This window comes from Maribacter sp. Hel_I_7 (genome assembly GCF_000688315.1).
Classification (GTDB): Bacteria; Bacteroidota; Bacteroidia; order Flavobacteriales; family Flavobacteriaceae; genus Maribacter; species Maribacter stanieri.
Genome location: NZ_JHZW01000003.1, coordinates 2,117,512 through 2,143,398 on the forward strand (window position 1 = coordinate 2,117,512; position 25,887 = coordinate 2,143,398).

A 25,887-nucleotide genomic window follows, 5' to 3' on the forward strand; every position below is an offset into this window, starting at 1 on the left:
CCTGATTTATAAACTCATTACTTTCTATAATCTAAAGCTGGTTTTCTATCTCCCAATAAAGCTTCATACTTAAAATCAGCCCCTCTTCTTTTCTCAAATTCGGCTTTCACTTCTTTCAAAATTGCCGGTTTTTCATAAATATCAATTGCGGTTAACGCCATTGTTTTAGCTGCAACCATCATTCCTTTGAATCCAATATCTGTTCCGCCAGCTGCGACGGCTTGCCAACTATGAGGAGGAGTTCCTGGCACCCAAGTGGCAGCTCTTACGGCAGCTGTCGGTGCATTCCAACTAACATCACCGGTATCGGCAGATGCTTTACCATAAGTGAATACCATTGGTTTAATTTCACTGGCACTTTCGATAAGTTTTGGTGTTTTTAAAGTTTTCTGGATTTCTTCGGCAAACTTTATTTCTTCTTTGGTGTAGTTTACACCACCAACCAATTTCATATTATCATGCATTAATGTTGCAAGAACCTCATTTGGCAAACGCTCATAAGTTCCACCAATAATCTCGTAAGACATTTCTGTTTCCGTTCCTATGGCAGCTCCTTCTGCTGCTTTAATAACTCTATCCCAAACCGCTTTAACTTCTTTTCTATTTGAATGGCGAACAACATAATAAACCTCAGCTTCTTCAGGTACAATATTTGGCGCATCTCCTCCTTTAGTTATTACATAATGAATACGGGTAGATTCGGTAGTATGTTCTCTAAGCATATTCACCAAATCGTTCATTCCTTCTACCCCATCAAGGGCAGAACGACCTAATTCAGGTGCTGCAGCAGCGTGTGAAGAAACTCCTTTAAATCTAAATTTTCCAGATATCGTTGCCAAATTCGTGCTAGGATTTGAAGTGTTTTCATCGCCTGGATGCCAAGAAACAATAGCATCAATATCATCAAAAAGACCAGCTCTGACCATATAAACTTTTCCGGAACCTCCTTCTTCCGCTGGAGTTCCATAAAATCTTATCGTTCCTGATTTTTTAGAATCAGCCAGCCAATTCTTAACTGTTATTGCTGCTGCCATTGAACCAGTACCGAACAAATGATGACCACAAGCTTGACCAGGTGCATCGACAACTCTAGATTTTTTGAATGGCTCTGCAGATTGAGACATACCTGGCAGAGCATCAAACTCTCCTAATATACCAATTACAGGCGAACCTGAGCCATAAGTAGCCGTAAAGGCAGTAGGTATTCCTGCTACACCTTTTTCAATTTTAAATCCGGCTGCACTAAGTTTTTCTTGTAAAAGAATTGAACTGTTCTCCTCTAGATATCCTAATTCAGGATTTTCCCAAAGTTGATTTGCAATACCTTTGTAGACTTCAAATTGAGAATCTAATTTGTTAATTATTTCTTTTTTGCTTTTTTGTGCTTCAGCAGTTACTGGTATCAGTAATAATATAACCGCTATTGTTTGGATTACTTTTTTCATTTTAGTAGTTTTTGTCTGGTGGTTTGTTTAGTTTAAAAATAAGAACATAAATAGGTTAAAACCGCTACTCCAACACCGAAAACTCAATACTAGAATCTGTAAAAACGGTATGTGTTTGAGTTTTAAAGTCTGACTCATCTGCGTTGAAAATATTATCTACGTAAGTCTGCGGATTTAAATCTATCAATGGAAACCACGTGCTCTGTACTTGCACCTGTAATTTGTGTCCTTTTTTAATGGTATGAAAAACATCTTGCAGCTTTATGTTTACATCTGTCTTTTGGTTTGCCACAAATGGCTCAGGTTCAGCAAAACTATTTCTAAAACGCCCACGCAAAACTTCGCTACGCACCATTAAATGATAGTTGCTCATTTTCAAGTGGTCTTGCATGCCTTCATAAGCAGGCTCATCGGCTGGGTGTACATCAATGATTTTTACAATCCAATCTGCGGCTGTACCTGTAGTGGCTACTTTTAGCTTTGCTAGAATGTCACCGGCTAGGGTCATATCATTTTCCATGACTTCGGTTTCAAAAACCAAAACATCGCCACGACGAGCTGCAAAACGCTGATCATCGGTCATATATTTTCTTGGTGTAAAAACCGTTTTAATATCCTCTGAATAAGGAACAGGCTTTTTAATATCACTAATGAACTTCACTTCCTCTACTGCTTTTGGCTCGGCAGTCAGTTCTTGATCAAAAGATAAGTACATATCTTTTTTAACTACACCTTCTGGTGGCCATGTATCATACGTCTTCCAATCTTTCTTTCCGGTATCAAATACATAAGCTTCCGGAAGTCCGCTATTCTTATCTCCACTTCCTTTTAAGAAATGATCAAAGAATTTAGTTTCTATATTCTCTTGAAAAAATTCTGAAATTCCGTCCCCAAAATAGTAGTTACCAACAATGTTCTGCCCTTTTCTTCTTGCCCATCCGCCGTGATCCCACGGTCCAAAAACCAAAGTGTTGTAATTTTCGGCATTGTACTTTTCAATATTCTTGTAGGTTTCTAATGGTCCGTATAAATCTTCGGCATCAAACTCACCTGCAACGACCATTGTGGCTACCGTTGGTTTTACATTTTTTAAATGCTGAATTAATCCGCGACTTTGCCAAAGCTCATCGTAATTAGGGTGCTCTTTTAACTCGTTCCAGAAATAATCATCTGTAACACCTTCTTTTGCCATACGTGGCGTATCTGTAGTTTCATATTCAAAGAAGCGATCTAAATTCTTTAACGGACCTTCATCTAAAAAGAATTGGTATTGATCTTCGGTGGGTAATTCTGGTAATACATACCATGCCGTATCTATTGGTTTATCACCATCTGGTCTTGGTGTACCAAATAAAGAGGTTGCTCTAAAATAGCTTAATAAATAAGCTCCGTTATGGTGAAAATCATCGAAAAAGAAATCGGCAATACTTGCCTGTGGAGAAGCTGCTTTTAAAGCTGGGTGTGCATCTACTACTGCATAAGTAGAATAATAACCCGGATATGAAATTCCCCAAATACCTACATTGCCATTATTGTTATCTACATTGTTCACCAACCACTCAATAGTATCATAGGTGTCTGAGCTTTCATCAATATCTTGATCGGTTTTTTTATTTGGCTTGTAAGCACGCATATTTTCATAATGCCCTTCACTTAACCAACGCCCTCGCACATCTTGATAGACGACAATATAGCCATCTTGCATCATGTGAATGTTTGGTGCAATTTTTTCTTTGAACTTCCCTGCTCCATATGGCTGAGAGCTATAAGGAGTTCTTTGCATAATAATAGGATATTCTTTTGAAGTATCCTTTGGAGAATAAATTGTGGTATGGAGTTTTAAGCCGTCTCGCATAGTGATATCTACCTCTTTTTTGGTGTAGTTATCCGCTACATAAGTTTCGGAGACTTCGGCATCTGCAACTTTAGGTGCTGTTTTTCTACAGGAAATAATCAGTGTAGAAAGAAAAATTAGGGTAAAAAAATGTTTGATGGTAAACTTTGGCATGTCTTAAGAGTTTGAAGTCTTAAATCTAAGAAAGTTTACTCGATTATCTAGATTTTAACATGACCAGAATTACGGATAAAAACTACCAAAAAAAATTTGGACCGCATATTCCTAATCGAAGGAGGCACCTACTTTAAAACAAAATAATAGGCTAAAATAGAAAGTGTAAGTTTTTCTAACAAGCTCTACATAAATTGAAAAGGCTTCATTTTACATACATGTAAATGGCATGCTCCAAATAGTCAGATTTTTTCTCAGATTACCACCTTTCGGTAGCACTGCACGCAATTACGATTAAAATTATATCATAAATAACTTTCTGGCCAGCATAAGAATGCCTGAGAAAAAATCACTTTTATAAACTTGAATTGTATTGTCTTGAATTAATTGGTCTTTCATTAAAATTGTTTTTAGCTGGATTTAAATCTAATCAGAAAAAGGAATCAATGCAACTGTTCCTTCAGATTTTTCAATTTTAAAATCTGGATTAACGTTTAAAGAACGGTATTCTTTTTTCGTTGCATCTAAAACAACATACCCTGAAATAAGGTCTGTTTCTTTTGTGCAAGATTGCAGTACAATACATAGAAATACCGCTAAGGGAAAAGCAAATCGTTTTAACATGGCATTCGTAGGTTAAGTTATATTTTTAATAGGTTTTTTAAAGACTCGATACTTTTAAATAGTTTTAAAATCAGGTTGACTTTTGGGGCTTCAACTTGAACTTAATACCATCTATATTTGGTTTATACCAGTACAAAATATTTCATCTTTTAGGTGGCGAGATTTGGGGTTCTCTAATTATTATATATCAAATATATGTAATCTTTTTCCTACAAAATATATTTTGTGGTAAAATGCATAATACTTGTTGTGAAGAGATGTTAATTGTGTTGTGAGCTGATTTTAACCTGAGAGTTCTGAGCGGTAGATTGCTTCGTATCTCGCAATGACGTTTGATGTACGATCTATAAAAAATGCAAAAAAAATGCTCCGTGTATCACGGAGCATTTTTTTATTTATTAATATCGGCAACTAGCAATAACGTTAAAGATTAAACGCTGCTTTTATCTCATCTACTTTATCCAACTTTTCCCATGTAAACAGCTCTACTTCTCTTTCTATACGACCATTATAAGGAGATTCGAAAACCTTGGTAACAGTTACAGGTGTTTTCCCCATGTGTCCGTAAGCGGCAGTTTCTAAATAAATTGGGTTTCTTAGCTTTAAACGTTCTTCAATTGCAAACGGTCTCATATCAAAAATCTGAGCTACCTTTTTTGCAATCTCACCATCACTTAAACCAACTTTAGACGTACCGTAAGTATCTACATAAATTGATGTTGGTTCAACCACACCAATAGCATAACTTACTTGTACTAAAATTTCAGTTGCTACACCAGCTGCTATTAAATTCTTTGCTGCATGACGCGCTGCATAAGCTGCACTACGGTCTACCTTACTTGGGTCTTTTCCACTAAAAGCTCCACCACCGTGTGCTCCTTTACCACCGTAAGTGTCAACAATAATCTTTCTACCAGTTAATCCGGTATCTCCATGAGGACCGCCAATTACAAATTTCCCAGTTGGGTTAATATGGTATTTGATTTGATCATCAAATAATTTCTGAGTATCTGCTGGTAATTGTTCCTTTACTCTTGGAATTAAAATGGAAATAATATCAGACTTAATCTTCGCCAACATTTTCTCATCATCTGCATCAAAAGAATCGTGCTGTGTAGAAACTACGATAGTATCTATACGTATTGGCTCATTGGCATCTGAATATTCTATAGTAACCTGTGCCTTAGCATCTGGTCTTAAATAAGTAATCTCTTTATTCTCGCGACGCATTTCTGCCAAAGTATGCAGAATTTTATGTGAAATATCTAGCGCTAACGGCATGTAATTCTCGGTCTCGCTAGTTGCGTAACCAAACATCATACCTTGATCACCTGCACCTTGCTCTTCTTTAGAACCACGATCTACACCTTGGTTAATATCTTGAGACTGCTCATGTATCAAAGAAATAACACCACAAGAATCTCCACTAAACTGATATTCTCCTTTGGTATATCCTATTTTATTAATGACTTCACGGGCAATGTTCTGTACATCTAAATACGTATCACTTTTTACTTCCCCAGCTAATACTACTTGACCTGTAGTAACCAATGTTTCGCAGGCTACTTTACTTTCTGGATCAAAAGCAAGAAAATTATCTAATAACGCATCACTGATTTGATCCGCAACTTTATCCGGATGTCCTTCACTAACAGATTCTGATGTAAATAAATATGGCATAACAATCTTTTTTATTCTTAAAAGGATTTGAACGAATGCCGAAAAGAAGTGTGATGCGATGAAGTATCAGCATCAACTGCTTTAGCATTTTTTTTGTTTTATACCCTTAGGTTAAAACAGAGGTTGCAATCAGTCAAATCCCTCCTCTTTATTTTAATTATGGTGCAAAAATAGAAAAAATGTTCAGTTCAATATCTTAATATGATGTTATTTATTAACGCATTTAAAAGATTTGATAATTCGCACCCTAAATTTTCAATTTTTAAAGATCATATTTCACAAACAGTAGCACATAGCGTGGTTGCACAAAATAGGCTTGTGTGCTAAAAAACAGTTCATTTGTACTATCTCTATTCAGTGTTGTAGTATTCAATAAATTAGTGCCTTTAATACCATATTCCCATCGGCTATCTTTCTTCTGATATGTTAGGGTAGATTCTAGAAAACTATAGGTATTGGATATCGTATCTTCCTTATCCGAATAATTATAATAATCATACTCTACGTTGAAAATAAAGTTCTTTAAAAAACTGGCATCAAAACGAGCATAAGGTCTACTTGTGAAGAAGGTTGTTTCTAAATCTCCGTTTTCATAATTATTAACGGTGTATCTATACCCTAATTCTAAATTTGGCGCATTCTTAAAATTAGTAGATAAAGCGGTTGTATAATTCTGCGTCAATGAATTTGAGGTTCGCTGCTGATTATCAACAAGGTTGTTAGTTGTAGACCAACCTAAATTACCTTGTACAGATGCTTTTATTTTACCAAATGTACGTTCGTATTTTCCGCTTGCGGTTAATGATTCGTCTTCAAAATTTGAATTGATGGTACTACTTACTCTGTTAATACCAATAATATCAACGCCACTTTTTAAAGCATCTATTCTTTTGGTGTACGCTATGTTCGCAAATATATTAGTGAAATTAAACATATTAAAACTGAAGAAATTAAGCGAAACGTTATGGTTAAGTGCACTCTCTAAATCTCGATTTCCACTATAAAGCGAATTGTAATTGTTTAACACATAGCCTTGTGCAAAATTACTGACATCTGTAAACGAACGGGTTACACGATAATTAAAACGAATATTCTCCGATTTCTTAAGTTGTGCATTAATATATAAATCTGGCAATAACGACGTCAAATTATCTTCGACCACTGTACCTAGCTGCTCATTTTTTACATTGAATTGATGCACCGTAACCCCAGGATTAAAGGTGAATATTCCAGAAATAACTTTATAATGTAAGCCTGCATAAACATCAGACACATGAAACGCGACTTCATTGCCAAACGCATCACCATTCATATTCAAAGTTTCTTCATTATCTAAAATTTGATATATACTTGAATTAAAATTCTGATTGCTTTGCGTGGTACCTAATGTTAGATTTATGTTGCTTTTATTTCCAAGAACCCTATAATAATCCACCTTGGCATCAACCTTATTGGTTACTATATTTTTTGCCTGGTTGATATTATATACGTTCTGATTTTCATCTACAGGAAAAATATCAACAAAGGCGAACTCACTTCTAAGGGCCTCATAAAAAGGATCTTCATCTTGATATAAATGCTGTGCTTCTACCGCAAAAATGTTCTTCTCATTTAAGGTGTAATAGATATTTAAATTCTGATTTACAGATAACGGCTTCTGCTTTTTTACCTCTGCAATTTGATCGGTAATAGAGGATATTGATAGCACATCTACTTCCTCCGTATCATCCGATTGTTTTAAAAGCGCATCATAATCTAATTGAAAATCTTCATTGGGCTTATATTTCGCACTCAACTTTGCTAAACCCAAATGAATGGTCTGATCTGTATTTGATGTTGTGCTTTCTACATCATTACTTGCTATATAAGAGGTGCTCCCTTCAGATTTCATAAGAGTTCCTGTATAAGAATAAATACCAAATCCGCTTAAATCCAACCCTTCTATAGGCGCATAACTAAAATTGGCGGCAGCAAATTTTGTATCAATGTCATTTGCCCTATTATTTTGTGCAGAAGAAAGCCCCAACCCATCTACACCAGTAGCAATAGAACTACCTCCTCTTGAATTGATATTTCTGAATCCTCCCGTAAAATTTCTATAGTCGTTTCGCGTAAAAGGTACTTCGCCAATATTATTTAAATCGGTGATAATATTAATACTGTACTTTGGACTGTAGTAAAACAATTTAGGATGTGCCAAATACCTATCATCCGGACCATACCCTGCAGTTAATTCGCCAAACCAAAAGTTCTTTTTACCCTCCTTCAACTTAATGTTCAAAGCCACATTATCATCGTCATTGGTAAGACCTTTCATTTGCGACACCTCATTGAAATTACGCAATACCTCAACTTTACTTAAGGCGTTAGCCGGAATATTTTCTACCGCAAGCTTTGTATCTCCGTCAAAAAAATCTTTACCTTCTACCATAATCTTACTTACGGTTTTACCCTCTACCTCTATTTGACCATCATCGTTTATTTCAATTCCCGGAAGGTTTTCTAGAACATCCTTCAGTTTCTTTTCCGTGCCCGACACAAATGCATCGGTATCGTACACAATAGTATCGCCTTTTACCGAAACCGGCATTTCGTATGTTACATCCACTTCATCTAGTTGCGCTGCTTGCTCTTGCATTATAATATTTTTTACAGCATCGCTCTCACCTGCTGTAAATGTAAAAGACTCTGGTTTAAACCCTAAATAACTGACCTTTACCGTGTATTGCTGACCAGTTTTCAGTTTTAATTTAAATAGCCCCGCATGATTGGTAATCCCATAAGATTCTAAGCCTTTGGTCTCCGTATTTATGGCAATAACATTCGCCATATCTATACCAACACCTAGACTATCCTTTACCGTTCCCGATAATGAAATTTCTTGGGCAGCACCAATAGTAGCTAATAATAGCGAAAGAATAACAAGCACATTATGTTTCATAGGAAAGGTGTAAATAGAAATAAATTAAGAAGTACTTTAATTAATTTGGTCTACCGCCACCACGACCACCACGGTTTCTGAAATTCTCTCGCATTTCTTTCATTTTCTCTTGAGAGATCTGATCATATTCCGCCTGGGTAACTTGTTTTCCTTTACTAGGTGCTTTTATTTCAATCTTCTCTGAAGGATTTAATGTGATTTCTGAACAAACGATTGTAGTAACATCATCGTTTACAGCCAAAATTAAACCCGGAAGTCCCCAATACAAACCAGGACCTTGATTTATTGGTATTTCTGGAGTATACCACGCAACTATTTCAACTTCTTTTATAATAAACTCTTCCCCTTTTTTCTCCTCATCATTTTCTTCTCCCCTACCAAGTCTTCTAAAAATAGCGCTCATATTCGGTCGCTTAATAGTCTTTACAGCCGTTGCCTTAAATGCCGTATAATTTCCTATTTGTTTAGACTCGCTCTCCATTTTCCAATCTAATGCCTCCAACTCATCATCAATCAGAAAAATTTTACCTAATAATTCATTCTTCACCAAATACTTTTGATCCTGAATATTCTTGTATAAATCCCCATCATTACCTGCCATTGCTCCAAAACGTGGACCACGACCACCACCTCTTTCTCCGGGCTGCTCTAATTTTTCCTCTACTTTATAAATAGATGCCGTTTTATGGAAATTAAGAATAAAGGTTTTTTCGTTCGCTTTTTTCATGCGTTCCATCATTTCCTTTTTTCTATCCTCAGGAATGTTTCTATTTCCAAAATCGAAATTTACCGGTGTTTTACTTTGGTAAATTGCCTTGCCTTGAAAATCTTGCGCTTGTAAGCTTACGCCCATGCATACAATCATTAAACCTATGAACCACTTATATCTCATCTTGCTTATGTATTAGAATGGTAGTATGACATCAAAATATGATTTTGGTTTAATTGCATTTTGCAAAGAATTGGATTGAGGTCATTTTTTTTGTGCCATACAACAAATATGTTTTTACTTCCTGTAGTTATCTTGTATCTTGTACCATCTAATCTTGTTGAGAATTAGAACACAACCATTAATCAATTTACGTCTATGCACATAGCAGTTGCCGGAAATATCGGTGCAGGAAAAACGACCCTAACTAGATTACTTGCTAAACATTATAATTGGGAACCTCATTTTGAAGATGTAGTTGAGAACCCATATTTAGATGATTTTTACAATCAAATGGAACGTTGGAGTTTTAACCTTCAGATATACTTTTTAAATAGTAGATACCGTCAAATTCTACAGATTAAAGAAAGTGGAAAGGAAATTATTCAGGATAGAACTATTTATGAGGATGCACATATTTTTGCTCCTAACTTACACGCAATGGGTCTTATGACCAACCGTGATTTTCAAAACTACTCTAGCTTGTTTGATTTAATGGAGAGTCTGGTAGATCCGCCAGATCTTCTAATTTATCTACGCAGCTCTATTCCAAACTTGGTGAAGCAAATTCATAAAAGAGGTAGAGAATATGAAAACACAATTTCAATTGACTATTTAAGCCGATTAAATGAACGTTATGAAGCTTGGGTACATGGTTATGAAAAAGGCAACTTGTTGATTATTGATGTAGATGATTTAGACTTTGTTGATAAACCTGAAGACTTAGGTATTATTTTGAATAAAATTGACGCTCAAATAAACGGTCTATTTTAAGTTCATCTTCTCAAAACCCTAAAAATTTGGAAAATTTTGAAAAAAAAGTCACGCGCTTTCTTCAAGATGAAACTCCTTTTTTCTTCATTATCGATTTTGAAAAATCTGTAAAACAAGTTTTTACGTTTGAAGAGGCTTTACAAGAAAAAATTTACTTTAACATAAACGGTGTTAGTAATGACAATGACCTTACGTTTAATCAGTTAGACGATAAAATTATAGATTTAAAACCTACACTCATTTCTAAAGATATTTATGAGAAGGCCTTTAACACGGTTAAGCAGGAATTAAACAATGGTAATAGTTTTTTGCTAAACCTTACTTTTCCTACCGCGCTTGATACCAACGTAGAACTTCACGAAATTTACAAAAAAGCACATGCTCCATATAAGCTTCTCTATAAAGATAACTTTGTTGTTTTTTCGCCAGAATGCTACTTAAAAATTAAGGACGGCAACGTATTCTCTTATCCTATGAAAGGCACAATAAATAGTAGTGTGCCCAATGCCGAAGAATTATTACTTTCTAATAAAAAGGAATTATACGAACATAATACCATTGTTGACCTCATACGAAACGATCTTTCTATGATTGCCAAAAATGTTAGCGTAAATAAGTTTAGATTTGTAAACACGATTAAAAAAGGAAATCAAGAACTGCTGCAGACCAGTACCGAAATACAGGGAAAGTTACCTGAGAACTGGAAAGATGAATTTTCGTCGTTATTATTAAAAACATTACCAGCAGGTTCCATAAGCGGGGCACCTAAAAAGAAAACCCTAGATATTATTTCAAAAGCAGAAATTGCGCCACGTGGATTTTACACAGGTATTTTTGGAATATTTGATGGTCAACAAATTGACAGTGCCGTAAGCATTCGGTTTATCGAAAAAATCAACAAAAAGCTTTTTTACAAAAGTGGCGGTGGAATTACCCATTTAAGCGAGATGAAAGAAGAATATCAAGAACTTTTAGAAAAAATTTATGTACCCATTATTTGAATCTGTTTGCATTGAAAATAGTCAAATTAAGAATGAACATTACCACGAATCCCGATTTAGAAGTTCCTATATTCAACAATACAAAACCCACCCTAACTACTCTTTATTTGACGGAATTCATTTAACTAATTTAGACAACGCTCTAAAATATAAGTTGAGAATTGGCTACAAGCAACATGGTACCCGCTATTCTATTTCCTTATACGAAAACAGCATACCTACATCATTACAATTAGTAAATGATGACACCATAAATTATTCTTTAAAAAGGAATAATCGTAAAAAACTAAATCAACTTTTTGATCAAAGAGGAAACTCTGAAGATGTGCTTATTGTAAGAAATGGATTGATTACAGACGCCTCTTACTCTAACATCCTTTTTACAGATGGCAAGCTAATAACTACGCCTTCTACCCCATTGCTTCAAGGTACATGTAGAGCTAGACTTTTAGATGATAACAAAATTACCGAAGCTCACATTTTAGAAAGTGACATTCAAAATTTTAAAAGCTTTCAATTAGTAAATGCTTTAAATGATTTTGATGATACTAGATGGGTACCAATTTCTAACATACAAAGAGGTTAATTTTTAAATGAAACCGTTTTTCTTAGCATGTTCAATTGCTTCTTCCGTTTTATTCACCATTAAAAAGGGAATATCCTTAAAGTCAGAAAATAGATTTTCAACTCGTTTCATTCGCTTAGAATGATTTACGCTACGTAGGTAAATGGCTTTTATTCTACCAGGAAATAATGTAGAAATTTCTTGATAAATATCCCCATCCTTTTCACCACTATCACCAATTAAGATAAATGGCAGATCAGGATAGGCTTTTAATAAATTATTAATTTCTTTTTGCTTTTGAGGCTTTTCATCACTTTTAGACCTCCTTTTAAAACTTGCCATACTTCGCAATAATATAGGACCTTTAGGGAAGTTATTCGTCTTTAAAAAGAGCTCAAGATATCTATATAAATTCCACGGACTGTGACTTACATAAAATATGGGATTAGCTTCTTGCCCGGTTTTTCCCTGATGAAGTTTTGTGTAGAAATCAGATGCTCCTTCCAATTGCAATCGCTTGGTTGCCCTTTTAAACATGGTGTTGATAATCACCTTCCATTTTAAAGAAGACACTACTCCAGTATGTAAAATAGTATCGTCTATATCACTAATTACCCCAAACTTGGCATGAATGCTTGGTATTAACATTTCGCCAGGAAAACGATTTTGAAGCAATATTTCCCTTTTTAGTTTTGTATTCGCAAAAGACAGCTCAAAATTCACCCAACCCTCATCATTTGCAAGACTCTGCAGTCCTTCTACATGCTCATCAATTAAATAATAACCATCATTATCGGTTTTACCTTCTACCGTATGACCATTAGAAAAAGTAATCTTAACTAGGGAGTTTTTTATTTCATCAGTTTCAAACCGCTTCCAAGTATTCTGCATTAAATTAAAAATACCTTTTTGGTCCAAATCGATATTTTCATCTTCAATAGCCCTACCTCTCGCGTACAGTCGAGTAGCATTACCGTATGATTGGAAGTTGATAATTTGAAGTTTATCTTTCTTAAAAATACCCATGGCGTTAAAATTACGGTCTTTCCGCAACCTTTAAAATTTTTATTTCAAGAATTATTGATTTTACTACCTACAAACAATCATTCTGTGCGTCTGTTTTAAATGAATATCTCTTTCACTCATTCAAAAGCAGCGTTAACTCATTACTCATTTTCTACCAACGCTCTTTGATATAGATTTAGATAAGTAAAATGAATAATAACCCTACTTGTTTACACAAGTCTAAATTTTAACATTATGAAACCAAAAAAGAATCCACAGAAAGACCTGAACAAAAAGAGCGGAATGTTCTTTGTAGTCGGACTATTATTAGTACTAACTATGGTATACACCGCCTTAGAATGGAAATCATTTGAGTCGGATATCAATATCGATTTCGCAATGAATACCCCAGAGGATGGAATTGAAGAAGAACATATTGAAAAATTTGAAATTGAACAACCCAAAATAAAACAAGTTTTACCTCAAGAAATAAAAATTGAAGAGAATGATACAGAGGTTGAAGAAACAGAAATCATAGCTATTGAAGTCAACATCGAAACCGAGATTGTAGACGTTAAAGATTTTGAAGTTGTAGAAGAAGAGGAAGAGGTGAAAGTTATCTGGAGTACAATTGAAGAAGTTCCTGTTTTTCCTGGTTGTGAGAATGAAAAAGATAAAAGAGCCTGTTTTAATGAGATGATGCAAAAGCATATTCGCAAAAACTTTCGCTACCCAGAATTAGCCCAAGAAATGAACATTGAAGGTAGAGTCAATACTACATTTATGATCAACAATGATGGTACTATCGGTACTATTCGAAAAAGAGGCCCGCATGATGTACTAGAAAAAGAAGCTGTTAGAATTTTGTCTAAACTGCCAAAAATGACTCCTGGTAAACAAAGAGGTTCAGCCGTAAAAGTTTCTTTCGCTATTCCGATAACATTTCAATTACAATAGCTCTAAAACAAAAAAACCATCAGCTTTGCTGATGGTTTTTATATATTGAATGTAAATAAATTACTTATTAATCTCTACTTTTTCTATAGTTACTTCCGTCGCAGTTCCTTTTTTCTCACCATTCGCTTTTTCGAATTCAACTAGTTGAGCCTCAACTTCTACTTTTGTTCCGTTAAAGACTACTTTTTCAGTTATAGCTTCACCATTAACAGTTGTAGAATATGTAACAATAGCTTCCGCTAGATCTGCACTTTCTACATTCATTTCAATAGCAACCTCATTAGTACTATTCAGCATAGCAACGCCTTCTTCTGCGTGCCCACCTAATATTGGAGCAATTACCAAACCAATTAAACAAGTCAATTTAATTAAGATGTTCATTGAAGGACCAGAAGTATCTTTAAAAGGATCACCAACAGTATCACCAGTTACTGCTGCCTTATGTGCTTCAGAACCTTTGTAAGTCATTTCACCATTAATTTCAACACCTGCTTCAAATGATTTCTTTGCGTTATCCCAAGCACCACCAGCGTTGTTCTGGAAGATAGCCCACAATACACCAGATACCGTTACACCAGCCATATAGCCACCTAACATTTCTGCAATCGCCAGTTTATTCATTCCAAATAACATAGGAAAAAATGCGATTACCAACGGAAAACCAATCGTCAATAAACCAGGTAACATCATTTCTTTCAAAGAAGCTTGTGTAGAGATAGCCACACATTTATCATATTCTGGTTTCCCAGTACCTTCCATAATTCCCGGAATTTCCTTAAACTGACGTCTAACTTCCTGCACCATTTCCATTGCCGCTTTACCTACTGCATTCATAGCTAATGCCGAGAATACTACAGGCACCATACCACCTACAAATAACATGGCCAATACCGGAGCTTTAAAAATGTTGATTCCGTCAATTCCCGTAAAAGTTACATAAGCTGCAAACAATGCTAAAGACGTTAATGCCGCCGAAGCGATGGCAAAACCTTTTCCAGTTGCAGCAGTAGTATTACCCACTGAATCTAAAATATCTGTTCTTTCTCTTACAATTGGTTCTTGTTCGCTCATTTCAGCTATACCACCAGCATTATCCGAAATTGGTCCGAAAGCATCAATAGCCAATTGCATAGCCGTAGTTGCCATCATTGCAGATGCCGCTAATGCAACACCGTAAAAACCAGCAAAGGCATAAGATGCCCAAATAGCACCAGCAAACAATAACACAGAAGGGAAAGTAGAGATCATTCCCGTAGCCAAACCAGCAATAATATTGGTACCTGCACCTGTACTAGATTGTTGTACAATTTTTAAAATAGGAGGTTTACCAAGACCCGTATAATATTCTGTCACCGAAGAAATTACCGCACCTACAATTAAACCTACCAAAGTAGCATAGAATACCCTCATAGAAGATATTTCCAATACCCCTTCACCAAAGAACTCCATTTTCATAGTTTCAGGCAACATCCATGTCACCAATCCGTAACATGAAATAGCAACAAGAATAATTGATGTCCAGTTACCTATATTTAAAGCTCCCATAACTTGAGCTTCCTTTGCGTCGTTATCTTTTATTTTCACCAACATAGTACCGATGATAGAAATTATGATTCCTACACCTGCAATTGCCATTGGTAATAGAATAGGACCAATACCACCAAAAGCATCAGAAATACTACCACCCATATCTTTAATAACATAATTTCCCAAAACCATGGCAGCTAACACTGTTGCTACATAAGACCCAAATAAATCTGCTCCCATACCCGCAACATCACCTACATTATCACCTACATTATCTGCAATTGTAGCAGGATTACGTGGATCATCTTCTGGAATCCCTGCTTCTACTTTTCCTACTAAATCTGCACCTACATCGGCAGCTTTGGTATAAATACCACCACCTACACGTGCAAATAATGCTATTGACTCTGCTCCTAAAGAGAAACCTGCAAGGGTTTCTAAAACGATAGTCATATCCATAGTAGATGTCCAAACACCTCCCATAAAGAATTGAAAAAACGCGATAAAAAATACAGTAAGTCCAAGTACAGCCAAACCTGCAACACCTAGTCCCATTACCGTACCACCACCAAAAGAAATCTTTAATGCGTTAGGTAAACTTGTACGGGCTGCCTGTGTTGTACGAACGTTTGTTTTTGTAGCGATTTTCATTCCTATATTTCCTGCAAAAGCAGAAAAGATAGCTCCGAAAATAAATGAGACAACAATTAACCAATGTGTAGTTGGCACTACGAAAGAAACAATAGCAAGCAAAACACTTACAATTACTACGAATACAGCCAAAAGCTTATATTCTGCACTTAAGAAAGCTAAGGCGCCTTCATAAATATAATCTGAAATTTCTTTCATTTTTCCATCTCCGGCATGTTGTTTCATTACCCAAGATCTTTTAATGCCCATATAAATTAGGCCTAATACTGCCATAAGAATTGGCATGTAAATCATCATTGACTCCATTTAATCTATTGTTAGTTGTTAGTTCGACTAATGTAGTAAATTAGAATAGAATAAAAAAAGCCACTTTTTATTAAAAAAAGTGGCTTAAATAAAGTCAAAAATTATTTATATCACAAAAGTGCGCTTTGCTTTATGCTCACTATCATCATATCTCTTAACACATTCGTGATAGATTTCTATTGCTTTTTCAGCATTACTCCAGCCACCTGTATCAACTTTTTTCTCTTCTAAATCTTTATACACTTGAAAGAAATGTTCTATTTCTTTTAATCTATGCGGATTTAAATCACTGATATCGTTATTGTTACTCCAAATTGGATCAGAAACCGGTACACAGATAATTTTTTCATCTGGTCCTTTTTCATCTGTCATATGGAAAACCCCAATAGGTTTAACTTCCATTACTGTCATTGGATAAGTAGGTTCCGTACCCATTACCAACACATCTAAAGGATCTTTATCTAAAGCCAAAGTTTCAGGAATAAAACCGTAATCTCCAGGGTACATCATTGAAGAAAATAACATACGGTCAAAACGAATTTTATGTAAATCAAAATCGTATTCGTACTTGTTTCTGCTTCCTTTCGGAATTTCTATTAAAACATCAAAGGTTAAGCCTTTTGCTGCTGCCATATTTAAAATTGTTTAATTTATAGTTTGTTATGAAACGTTGCTTAGTTGTTATAATTGTAAAAATTAATCGAATTAAAATACAAATCCAAATGTACCGGTAACTCCGAACTTTCTGGCATCTGGATTTTCTAAATAATTTCCTCTAAAATTGAAATCCAATCTAAATACTTTAAATATGTTTCCTATTCCAAAAGAATATTCATAATATATTTTATCTGACGGAGCGTTTAACGGTGTATTTAAAGTTGCCGGAGCGCTTAACGCTTTATTCTCATCAGACAGGTCTCCCCATACTCCGCGCAAAGCTACGATTTCCCTTAAATTATATTTCCTAAGAAAAGGAATTCTTGAGAAAAATCTACCATTAAAATTATGTTGCAAATGAACCGCCGCATAAGTATCGGTTACAAATTCATAAAAATCTAAATTTGGAAAGGTACCATAGTTAGAGAAAAATGTTTGGTTACCAGGTACAACACTTAAAAGTCCCAAAGGAACTTCACCAAATGTTTTACCAAGCTCAACCATACTTAACAATCTACCAAAACCACCTAATTGCCATGGTTGACTATATGAAAACTGAAGCTTATCGTAATCGAAATCGCTATCCAGCACACCTTTTGTGCCTTTTGTATAGTTCAACAAAAGAGTACTATAGGTATCATTTACATCTCTACGTTCTACCCCAAAACCAATTGTCTTTTTACCAGGAGTATATAGAACAATTGCATTGAAATCAAATTGACGTATTTCTGACGAAACTCCTGTTGCAGATTCTGGATCAACATAATCTAAACTAAAATCGTTTGGCAAAGCAGAACTTAAGGTTCTAAACGTACCTCCAACAGACAGCTTTAAATTCGTTAATGGTTCAATCTCAAAATTAAGCGCACTTAGATTAATATTCGTCAACCTATTATTTGCACCTACCGTCAATAATGAAGAAGAAGCAATACTTCGCCCAAGAACATCATTAGTTGCCGTTAAACTTACCCCAAGCTGTTCTATATCTCTTCGATTACCCCCAGAAACTATTAACCTACTGTTTTTATCCAAAAGCATTTTTCCTGCCAGACCATGTTTAAATTTATGATCTTTAAAGCCATATGCAGTGTAGCCTTCTATACGCCAAAGGTCATTTTGCCCATAATAAGTTCTTGCCCCTAGCCTTACCCTTGCTCCTTCCGCTGTATTATATCCAAAAAAATCATAGACAGAGCCTAAATCCAAATTCCATTTATCAACCTCTACATAACCAGAACCTAAAATACTTATGAAATTATAGTAGGTCTTAAATTTGGGAACCGTTTTAAGCGTGTCTAGCAATTTATAAATCCCCTGTTCATCCTTATTTAAGCTCTCTAACCTATTCTTTTCCCAAAACGCATCATCCTTTATTATCTGTGTAACATCTAACGGATTTCTATCCTTACGGTAAACTTCCCTTGGTCTAGGTTTATCGAATTCATAATTATCGTAAACAGATGTACGTTTGCCGTACAATCCCTTAGATTCTTCTTTTTTATTAAAGCTGAAATCACTCAACATATAATCTCTTTTCAAAAGAAAAACAGAATCATTTACAACATCAAAATCTTGCTCTATATAAATTTCCTTTACCCAGTTAATATTGGCACTTTTTGTTACTTGTAGATTTATATTTTTTACCGCCCAAGTAGAATCATTTACCCAAAAATCTCCTTTAAAGGTCAACTCGTTTTTTCGACGTGGATAGTATACTATATTATAACACCATTTATTATCAATGTAAGCACTATCCCTTAAGGCATAGTTGTAAACATCTACGCCGGTTTTTGATAACGGACTAGTGAAACTTTTATCAAAGAATTTTAAGTAATTATTATACACATCATACTCTTGGTACAAATCTTTTACGAAAGCTATTATTGCCTGATTGTTTTCGAAACCAGAATTCTTATTACCAAGTACTTCCTCTTTCTCTTCTTTAATTTTATTATCTCCGTAAACTTTTGAAAAAGTTTCATTTAAGAAAATAGGCAAATAAGTTTTACCCGTTACACGTGAGGTATCTAAATCTTGAAAAACAAACTCTAAACCTTTGAATATTTTACTCTTAATTAATGAACTATCAATTGTATTTAAATCAAACTCAACCTTTTCATATTTATCATAAGCATATTGATTGAACTGCCGTACACCATTTTGACGTTTCTTAGCCCAGATTTTCCTAAGAATATCTACCGCCGGATTGTTCTTTTTTGACTGTTTACCAGCAATTAAGACCACTTCGTTCAACTGTTCCGCAGCTTCTAAAAGGGTTATCTTTAAGTCATAAGTGACCTTACTTTCTAACTGAAGTTCATATTCAGTATAACCTATAAAAGAAATAATTGCCGTAGAATAATTATTTTCCGATTCTAAATAGAACCTACCATCATCATTTGTGATGGTACCTTCTGTAGAATTTTTGAAGAATACGTTTGCAAAGGATACCGGATCACCCTGTTCATCGATGACAATGCCACCAATTTTGGTCTGACCCTGCGCTATGAAAAAACATAGGCTTAAGAATGTGAATAATATCCCTCTCATTAAAATAATTCTTTTAATAAAAAATCTTGATCAAATAACATACTAATAAAAAAAGCTTCTCCAGACTTGGTCGGAGAAGCTAAAGTACTTTACAAAATTGTATCCTATTTGTATAAAACTTTTTTGACAGCGTCAACAACATCTTTGTAATTTGGCAACCACTCCTCTAATAATACAGGAGAATAAGGTGCCGGTGTATCAGCAGTATTTATTTTAACAACAGGTGCGTCTAAATAATCAAATGCATGTGCTTGTATATGATATGTAATTTCTGTAGCAACGTTACCAAATGGCCAAGCTTCTTCTAAAATCACTAATCTATTTGTCTTTTTAACAGATTTTAATACCGCCTCATAATCTAAAGGCTTAACGGTACGTAAATCTATAATCTCACAACTAATACCTTCTTTCTCCAATTCATCGGCAGCTTTGTCGGCTTCCTTTATAATCTTACCAAAAGAAACTATAGTAACATCTTTACCTTCTCTACGAATATCAGCAACACCTAATGGAATAGTGTAATCACCTTCTGGCACTTCACCTTTATCACCATACATTTGCTCAGACTCCATAAATATTACAGGGTCGTTATCACGTATTGCCGCTTTCAACAATCCCTTAGCATCCGCTGGGTTAGAAGGAACAACAACTTTTAAACCCGGACAGTTGGCATACCAACTCTCAAAAGCTTGTGAGTGCGTTGCCGCCAATTGACCTGCAGAACCTGTAGGACCTCTAAATACTATTGGACAAGGAAATTGCCCTCCAGACATTTGTCTAATTTTAGCTGCATTATTTATAATTTGATCGATACCTACTAACGCAAAGTTGAAGGTCATGAATTCTATAATAGGTCTATTACCCGTCATAGTAGAACCAACTCCTATTCCCGCAAAACCAAGTTCAGAAATTGGAGTATCTATAACCCTCTTAGGGCCAAACTCATCCAACATACCCTTGGAAGCCTTATAAGCGCCATTATATTCCGCTACCTCTTCACCCATTAAATAGATAGATTCATCCTTCCTCATTTCTTCGGACATGGCCTCGGCTATTGCTTGCCTAAATTGTAGTGTTTTCATGTATGGTAAATATTATTCTTTGTTATATGCTAGAAAGCAAGCAAAAATAGGAAATATAATATCAAAAAATAGAATGCCAGATTTAAAAAAAGTTATAAAATTTACTATGCATGCATAGTAAATTAGGATTTAAATAGCTATCTTCGTGGTCATTGATATAAAGTTTATTTACACATGAAGATATTAGTTTGTATAAGTAATGTTCCAGATACCACATCTAAGATAAATTTCACAGATGGTGATACTAAATTTGACACTAATGGTGTACAATTTGTAATCAACCCAAATGATGAATTCGGCTTGACTAGAGCTATGTGGTTTAAAGAAAAACAAGGTGCTACAGTACATATTGCTACTGTTGGCGGCCCTAGTGTTGAACCAACAATGCGTAAAGCTCTTGCCATTGGTGCAGATGAAGCTTTTAGAATTAACGCAGAACCTACAGATGGTTTTTATGTTGCACAACAACTTGCAGAAGTAGTTAAAAACGGTGGTTACGACCTTGTAATTGGCGGTAGAGAATCTATTGATTACAATGGTGGAATGGTACCAGGAATTTTAGCTTCTTTGACAAATATGAATTTCATTAATTCTTGTATAAATCTTGAAATTGACGGCAACAATGTTACCGCAGTACGAGAAATTGATGGTGGAAAAGAAAAATTAAGCAGCGCACTCCCTCTTGTAGTTGGTGGTCAAAAAGGTCTTGTTGAGGAAAGTGATCTTCGCATACCTAATATGCGTGGTATTATGATGGCAAGAAAGAAAAGTTTATCTGTAGTTGAACCCGTTGATGGACTTAAAGCTACTGAAGATAAAAAATTCGACAAACCAGCACCTAAAGGACAAGTTAAACTTGCCGACAGCGTGGATCAATTGGTTGATTTGCTACATAATGAAGCAAAAGTCATTTAATAACCTATTTATAGGTACTAATTAAAAAACAAAAAACATGTCAGTTTTAGTATATACAGAATCAGAAAAAGGAAAGTTTAAAAAGAATGCGTTCGAAGCCGCTTCTTATGCTTCGGCAGTGGCCAAAATGATGGACACTACCGTTACCGCGATAGCTTTCAACAGTACCGAGAATGATTCTCTTGGTGAGTATGGAGTTTCTAAAGTAATGAATGTAGCAGATGACTCATTAACAACTTTTAATGCTGGTGCATATGCTGCATCTATTGCAGAAGCTGTTAAAAGTACAGATGCAAAAGTTGTTATTCTTAGCTCTAGTACTGATACAAAATATTTAGCACCGTTATTATCTGCCAAATTATCTGCCGGTTATGCACCAAATGTAGTTCAGGCCCCAGATAGCACATCTCCATTTACGGTTAAAAGAACAGCTTTCAGTAATAAAGGATTTGCCCACACACAAATAGATACCGATATTAAAATAGTAGGTGTTTCAAATAACGCTTTTGGCGCACACGAAAACAAGGTAGATGTTTCTGTTGAAGATATTAGTGGTACTGCAGGGAGCGCTACCAATGATACTAAATCGGTTGAAATCGATAAAGTTGTAGGTAAGGCTACCATTGCAGATGCAGACATTGTAGTTTCTGCTGGTAGAGGAATGAAAGGTCCTGAAAACTGGGGGATGATCGAAGAATTAGCCGATGTTTTAGGTGCAGCGACAGCTTGCTCTAAACCGGTATCCGATCTTGGATGGAGACCTCATGGCGAGCATGTAGGGCAAACAGGGAAGCCTGTTGCAAGTAACCTATACATTGCCATTGGTATTTCTGGAGCTATTCAACATTTAGCAGGTGTAAGTGCTTCAAAAACGAAAGTTGTTATTAATAATGACCCAGAAGCACCATTCTTTAAAGCCGCTGATTACGGAATTGTTGGTGACGCCTTTGAAGTAGTTCCTCAATTGATTGAAAAATTAAAGGATTTTAAAGCGCAAAACGGCTAAATTTTTGTTATTTTGTGCCCCTTAAAGGGCTGTTCGAATAGTTGGAGCCCCAAGTATTCGAACAGCCTTTTTTAGTTAAAAACCTATGAGTCTAGTACGATTAAAAATAAAAGGTATCTCTTACAGCCAAACTCAAAATGGTGCATACGCACTTATTTTGAACGAAGTTGAGGGCGACAGAAAGCTTCCTATTGTCATTGGCGCTTTTGAAGCTCAATCCATTGCTATTGCTTTGGAAAAAGAAATAAAACCACCAAGACCTTTAACCCACGATTTATTTAAGAATTTCTCTGACAGGTTTGATATTGTAATCAAACAGGTTATAATTCATAAATTAGTAGATGGAGTATTTTACTCCAGTATTATCTGTGAGAGAGATGGTATTGAAGAAATAATTGACGCAAGAACTAGTGATGCCATAGCGTTGGCGTTACGTTTCAACGCCCCTATTTTCACTTATAAAACTATATTGGATAAAGCCGGTATCTTCTTAAAATTCTCTTCTAAAGAAAAGGATCAAAAAGATAGTGACGATAGTATTATGGTTGATGAAATATTGCAAGAAGGGGAAACCATTGAAATAGAATCTGGTGCATCTGACGGCTATACAGAACTTACTATAGACGAATTGGAAGCTGAATTGAAAAAAGCTGTCACCAACGAAGACTACGAAAAAGCGGCTAAATTGAGAGATGAAATCTCTAAACGCAACTAAACACTAAATTATAGTTTATGAAAAAAGGCAAATGGTTGCTAATTTTTGCACTAATTCTTACCGCATTTACATTTGCTCAAGACGTAGACATTAATACACCTTTAGAAAGTACAGCTGACACTACTTTGGTTGAAGATGTAGCTACTGCCGGTGTTATGGGTATGGAAACTAGTGAGGGATTTTCCATCAACAGCCTTGGAAGAGGAATTCTTGGTATGGCGGTCTTACTACTTCTAGCATTTTTATTCAGTTCTAACAGAAGAGCCATTAATTGGAAAACGGTTGGTATAGGTCTGGCACTACAATTGGTAATTGCCATCGGTGTTCTTAAAATACCATTTGTACAATTGGTTTTTGAGCAAATAGGAAGAATCTTTGTGAGTATCTTAGAATTTACCCGCGCAGGTAGTAAATTTCTATTTGAAGGTCTTGTAGTAGATACAGGAACCTTCGGATATATTTTCGCTTTTCAAGTACTGCCTACTATCATATTTTTCTCTGCATTAACCTCTTTATTATTCTATTTAGGATTGATACAAAAAGTGGTAAAGTGGCTTGCTTGGGCACTTTCCAAAACCCTGGGTATTTCAGGACCTGAGAGTCTTTCTATTGCCGGAAATATATTTCTCGGACAAACCGAAGCTCCTTTATTGATAAAAGCATATCTAGAAAAAATGACCAAATCAGAGATTCTATTAGTCATGATTGGCGGTATGGCAACTCTTGCTGGTGCAGTTTTAGCTGCTTATATAGGATTTTTAGGTGGTGAAGATGAATTGCTACAATTGGTATTTGCCAAGCATTTATTAGCCGCTTCCGTGATGGCTGCACCAGGAGCAATCGTAATATCTAAAATGTTATACCCACAAACTGAAGAAGTAAATAGTGATGTTCATGTATCTTCTGAAAAAATTGGAGCCAATGTATTGGATGCCATATCAAATGGAACTACTGAAGGCTTAAGACTAGCAGTTAATGTTGGTGCAATGCTTTTAGTATTCGTAGCCATTATTGCAATGGTTAACGGTATTCTAGAGTGGACAGGAGACTTAACCCACTTAAATGGCTGGATAGCGGACAATACTTCCTATTCTAAATTCTCGCTTGAAGCAATTTTAGGGACTGTATTCGCTCCATTAATGTGGTTAATTGGCGTCGCCGACGAAGATATAATGCTCATGGGTCAATTACTCGGTATTAAATTGGTAGCAAGCGAATTTGTAGGCTATGTGCAATTGGCAGAACTTAAAGACCTTAGCACTTTACCACATTTAAAGTTCAACAAGTCTGTTATTATGGCCACTTATATGTTATGTGGTTTTGCAAACTTTGCATCTATAGGTATTCAAATTGGTGGCATTGGATCACTTGCCCCGGGGCAAAGAAAAACTTTATCTGAATTCGGCATGAAGGCTGTACTTGGTGGCTCTTTAGCATCTTTACTTTCCGCTACCATTGCCGGTATGATTTTAGGATAATCCAATATGTTATTTTAGTTAATAAATTCTAATAACCCTTATTACTATTTCTGTTCAAAAATTCATCTAAATGGTATTTTTGCAGTGCGCCTATCTAGTTTTTTTAGCGTTTATATAATAATATCTCTATGAAACAATACCACGACCTTTTAAAACATGTTCTTAAAGAAGGAAACCAAAAAGGAGACCGTACAGGAACCGGAACTAAAAGTGTTTTTGGGTATCAGATGAGATTTGACCTCAGCGAAGGTTTCCCTATGGTCACTACTAAAAAACTGCATTTAAAATCTATCGTATATGAGTTACTTTGGTTTCTGAAAGGTGACACCAATATTAAGTATTTACAAGAAAACGGTGTTCGTATTTGGAATGAATGGGCTGATGAAAATGGAGACTTAGGTCCTGTTTACGGTCATCAATGGCGCAACTGGAACAATGATGAAATTGACCAGATCAAGGAAGTTATCCACTCATTAAAAACGAATCCTAACAGTAGAAGAATGTTAGTCTCTGCCTGGAACCCCAGTGTATTACCAGATAATTCTAAAACTTTTTCTGAAAATGTAGCAGATGGTAAAGCCGCATTACCTCCTTGCCACGCATTCTTTCAATTTTATGTTGCAGATGGCAAACTATCTTGCCAATTATACCAACGTAGTGCAGATATCTTTTTAGGTGTACCATTCAATATTGCATCCTACGCATTATTTACCATGATGATGGCTCAAGTATGTGGCTATGAAGCTGGCGATTTTATTCACACTTTTGGTGACGCGCATATTTACAATAACCATATGGAGCAGGTAGAGTTGCAATTAAGCAGAGAACCTAGAGCATTGCCAAAAATGAATATAAATCCTGATGTGAAAGATATTTTTGATTTTAAATTCGAAGATTTTTCATTAGAAGATTATAATCCGCATCCTCATATAAAAGGGAAAGTGGCTATATAAGCAATGAGTCTTAAAACAATTTTTTATATTCTGACCAACTGTTTTATTTTAGCAATTAACTAACTTCCTAATAGAGCACCTATTGGCAAACTCAATAGACCCCGTCTTATTTTAGATAA

20 protein-coding genes are annotated in these 25,887 nt (G+C 35.4%); 9 read left to right on the forward strand and 11 right to left on the reverse strand.

The genetic code is table 11. The features are described from left to right. Positions 1-17 precede the first annotated feature (17 nt). The 6 genes from P178_RS0120855 to P178_RS0120880 form a co-directional block, all read right to left on the reverse strand. Positions 18-1,445, reverse strand: coding sequence for an amidohydrolase (locus P178_RS0120855; RefSeq protein WP_027068065.1), 1,428 nt, complete (start codon positions 1,443-1,445; stop codon positions 18-20). Between the two features lie 64 nt (positions 1,446-1,509). Continuing rightward, on the reverse strand, positions 1,510-3,453 hold the full coding sequence (locus tag P178_RS0120860) for a CocE/NonD family hydrolase (RefSeq protein WP_036147271.1): 1,944 nt from the start codon (positions 3,451-3,453) through the stop codon (positions 1,510-1,512). Positions 3,454-3,879: 426 nt separating this feature from the next. Next, positions 3,880-4,077: a hypothetical protein gene (locus tag P178_RS0120865; protein WP_027068067.1), complete on the reverse strand. Its 198-nt coding sequence runs from the start codon at positions 4,075-4,077 to the stop codon at positions 3,880-3,882. 423 nt (positions 4,078-4,500) lie between these two features. Beyond that, the gene (metK, locus tag P178_RS0120870; RefSeq protein ID WP_027068068.1) at positions 4,501-5,757 is read right to left on the reverse strand and encodes a methionine adenosyltransferase; all 1,257 of its coding nucleotides are present in this window, start codon (positions 5,755-5,757) and stop codon (positions 4,501-4,503) included. A 262-nt stretch (positions 5,758-6,019) separates the two neighbouring features. Next, positions 6,020-8,698 carry a TonB-dependent receptor gene (locus tag P178_RS0120875; RefSeq protein WP_027068069.1) on the reverse strand — a complete coding sequence of 893 codons (2,679 nt, stop codon included), beginning with the start codon at positions 8,696-8,698 and terminating at the stop codon, positions 6,020-6,022. 40 nt (positions 8,699-8,738) lie between these two features. Next, complete coding sequence (locus P178_RS0120880) at positions 8,739-9,590, reverse strand: GLPGLI family protein (RefSeq protein WP_051638386.1); 852 nt, start codon at positions 9,588-9,590, stop codon at positions 8,739-8,741. Between the two features lie 195 nt (positions 9,591-9,785). On the opposite strand from P178_RS0120880, the gene P178_RS0120885 reads away from it, so the two are divergent. Genes P178_RS0120885 through P178_RS22490 form a run of 3 tightly spaced genes read left to right on the forward strand, consistent with a single transcriptional unit; the run spans position 9,786 to position 11,987 of the window. Continuing rightward, complete coding sequence (locus P178_RS0120885; protein WP_027068071.1) at positions 9,786-10,400, forward strand: deoxynucleoside kinase; 615 nt, start codon at positions 9,786-9,788, stop codon at positions 10,398-10,400. A 26-nt stretch (positions 10,401-10,426) separates the two neighbouring features. Next, positions 10,427-11,401, forward strand: a complete 975-nt coding sequence (locus tag P178_RS0120890; protein WP_027068072.1) for an aminodeoxychorismate synthase component I — start codon at positions 10,427-10,429, stop codon at positions 11,399-11,401. Next, complete coding sequence (locus tag P178_RS22490; RefSeq protein WP_051638387.1) at positions 11,385-11,987, forward strand: aminotransferase class IV; 603 nt, start codon at positions 11,385-11,387, stop codon at positions 11,985-11,987. Before P178_RS0120890 ends, P178_RS22490 begins: the two co-directional genes overlap by 17 nt. A gap of 3 nt (positions 11,988-11,990) precedes the next feature. Here the strand turns inward: P178_RS22490 and P178_RS0120900 are convergent, their stop codons facing one another. Further along, entirely contained in the window at positions 11,991-13,019 is a 1,029-nt protein-coding gene (locus tag P178_RS0120900; RefSeq protein WP_316930017.1) for an App1 family protein, read from the reverse strand. A gap of 207 nt (positions 13,020-13,226) precedes the next feature. Here P178_RS0120900 and P178_RS0120905 point away from each other — a divergent pair, with 207 nt between their 5' ends. After that, a complete protein-coding gene (locus P178_RS0120905) occupies positions 13,227-13,928 on the forward strand; it encodes an energy transducer TonB (RefSeq protein ID WP_027068074.1) in 702 nt (233 codons plus the stop codon). 60 nt (positions 13,929-13,988) lie between these two features. Here the strand turns inward: P178_RS0120905 and P178_RS0120910 are convergent, their stop codons facing one another. The 4 genes from P178_RS0120910 to P178_RS0120925 form a co-directional block, all read right to left on the reverse strand. Further along, positions 13,989-16,412 (reverse strand): sodium-translocating pyrophosphatase, encoded by a 2,424-nt coding sequence (locus P178_RS0120910; protein WP_027068075.1) that lies wholly within the window; start codon positions 16,410-16,412, stop codon positions 13,989-13,991. Between the two features lie 105 nt (positions 16,413-16,517). Next, positions 16,518-17,045: an inorganic diphosphatase gene (locus P178_RS0120915; protein WP_027068076.1), complete on the reverse strand. Its 528-nt coding sequence runs from the start codon at positions 17,043-17,045 to the stop codon at positions 16,518-16,520. Positions 17,046-17,117: 72 nt separating this feature from the next. After that, complete coding sequence (locus P178_RS0120920; protein ID WP_027068077.1) at positions 17,118-19,619, reverse strand: DUF5686 and carboxypeptidase-like regulatory domain-containing protein; 2,502 nt, start codon at positions 19,617-19,619, stop codon at positions 17,118-17,120. A gap of 104 nt (positions 19,620-19,723) precedes the next feature. Next, positions 19,724-20,701 (reverse strand): pyruvate dehydrogenase complex E1 component subunit beta, encoded by a 978-nt coding sequence (locus P178_RS0120925; protein WP_027068078.1) that lies wholly within the window; start codon positions 20,699-20,701, stop codon positions 19,724-19,726. A gap of 174 nt (positions 20,702-20,875) precedes the next feature. Between P178_RS0120925 and P178_RS0120935 the strand changes: the two genes are divergently transcribed. The 5 genes from P178_RS0120935 to P178_RS0120955 all read left to right on the forward strand — a co-directional run bounded on the left by P178_RS0120935 (position 20,876) and on the right by P178_RS0120955 (position 25,768). Beyond that, the gene (locus tag P178_RS0120935) at positions 20,876-21,616 is read left to right on the forward strand and encodes an electron transfer flavoprotein subunit beta/FixA family protein (protein ID WP_027068079.1); all 741 of its coding nucleotides are present in this window, start codon (positions 20,876-20,878) and stop codon (positions 21,614-21,616) included. A 37-nt stretch (positions 21,617-21,653) separates the two neighbouring features. Then, the gene (locus tag P178_RS0120940) at positions 21,654-22,622 is read left to right on the forward strand and encodes an electron transfer flavoprotein subunit alpha/FixB family protein (RefSeq protein WP_027068080.1); all 969 of its coding nucleotides are present in this window, start codon (positions 21,654-21,656) and stop codon (positions 22,620-22,622) included. An 85-nt stretch (positions 22,623-22,707) separates the two neighbouring features. Then, complete coding sequence (locus tag P178_RS0120945; protein ID WP_027068081.1) at positions 22,708-23,337, forward strand: bifunctional nuclease family protein; 630 nt, start codon at positions 22,708-22,710, stop codon at positions 23,335-23,337. Between the two features lie 17 nt (positions 23,338-23,354). Continuing rightward, positions 23,355-24,815: a nucleoside transporter C-terminal domain-containing protein gene (locus tag P178_RS0120950; protein ID WP_027068082.1), complete on the forward strand. Its 1,461-nt coding sequence runs from the start codon at positions 23,355-23,357 to the stop codon at positions 24,813-24,815. Positions 24,816-24,943: 128 nt separating this feature from the next. Beyond that, positions 24,944-25,768 carry a thymidylate synthase gene (locus P178_RS0120955; protein WP_027068083.1) on the forward strand — a complete coding sequence of 275 codons (825 nt, stop codon included), beginning with the start codon at positions 24,944-24,946 and terminating at the stop codon, positions 25,766-25,768. Positions 25,769-25,887 lie beyond the last annotated feature (119 nt).